General features: G+C 33.2%; 1 pseudogene. It reads left to right on the top strand.

The features are described from left to right. A pseudogene (locus MBCUR_RS02255) lies at positions 1 to 1626 on the top strand (DUF11 domain-containing protein); the annotation flags it as partial.

Genomic DNA, 1626 nt, shown 5'->3' with positions numbered 1-1626 from the left:
TGGTTGAGTATACTATTAATGTAACTAATCATGGTCCTGATACTGCGACTAATGTGAATATTACTGATGTTTTAGATACTAGATTGATCTTTGTCAGTGCCAATGGATCTCCTACTCGTGTAGGTCAGTCTGTTAATTGGACTATTGCAAGCATCTTAAATGGTGATTCTTATATTATTAGCTTAATTGTTCAGGTGAATGGTACTGGAAATATAAGTAATGTGGCTAATGTTACTGGGTCTGATCAGAATAATACTGGTAATAATAGTAGTGGTGATAATAATAGTACTTTGAATGTTACTGAGAGTATTAATTTGAGTATTGTTAAGACTGTGAATGTGTCTGGTGTTGTTTTGAATGGTGCTTTGGTTGAGTATACTATTAATGTAACTAATCATGGTCCTGATACTGCGACTAATGTGAATATTACTGATGTTTTAGATACTAGATTGATCTTTGTCAGTGCCAATGGATCTCCTACTCGTGTAGGTCAAACTGTTAATTGGACTATTGCAAGTATTTTGAATGGTGATTCTTATATTATTAGCTTAATTGTTCAGTTGAATGGTACTGGAAATATAAGTAATGTGGCTAATGTTACTGGGTCTGATCAGAATAATACTGGTAATAATAGTAGTGGTGATAATAATAGTACTTTGAATGTTACTGAGAGTATTAATTTGAGTATTGTTAAGACTGTGAATGTTACTGGTGTTGTTTTGAATGGTGCTTTGGTTGAGTATACTATTAATGTAACTAATTTTGGCCCTGATACTGCGACTAATGTGAATATTACTGATGTTTTAGATACTAGATTGATCTTTGTCAGTGCCAACGGGTCTCCTACTCGTGTAGGTCAGTCTGTTAATTGGACTATTGCAAGTATTTTGAATGGTGATTCTTATATTATTAGCTTAATTGTTCAGTTGAATGGTACTGGAAATATAAGTAATGTGGCTAATGTTACTGGGTCTGATCAGAATAATACTGGTAATAATAGTAGTGGTGATAATAATAGTACTTTGAATGTTACTGAGAGTATTAATTTGAGTATTGTTAAGACTGTGAATGTGTCTGGTGTTGTTTTGAATGGTGCTTTGGTTGAGTATACTATTAATGTAACTAATTTTGGCCCTGATACTGCGACTAATGTGAATATTACTGATGTTTTAGATACTAGATTGATCTTTGTCAGTGCCAATGGATCTCCTACTCGTGTAGGTCAAACTGTTAATTGGACTATTGCAAGCATCTTAAATGGTGATTCTTATATTATTAGCTTAATTGTTCAGCTGAATGGTACTGGAAACATAAGCAATGTAGCTAATGTTACTGGGTCTGATCAGAATAATACTGGTAATAATAGTAGTGGTGATAATAATAGTACTGTAAATGTTACTCCAAGTATTAATTTGAGTATTGTTAAGACTGTGAATGTGTCTGGTGTTGTTTTGAATGGTGCTTTGGTTGAGTATACTATTAATGTAACTAATTTTGGCCCTGATACTGCGACTAATGTGAATATTACTGATGTTTTAGATACTAGATTGATCTTTGTCAGTGCCAATGGATCTCCTACTCGTGTAGGTCAAACTGTTAATTGGACTATTTCAAGCATCTTAAATG

It is taken from the genome of Methanobrevibacter curvatus (assembly GCF_001639295.1).
In the GTDB taxonomy this organism is placed as follows: Archaea; Methanobacteriota; Methanobacteria; order Methanobacteriales; family Methanobacteriaceae; genus Methanoflexus; species Methanoflexus curvatus.
Note: the sequence above shows the minus strand (reverse complement) of the source record. Positions and strands in the feature narration are given on the sequence as shown.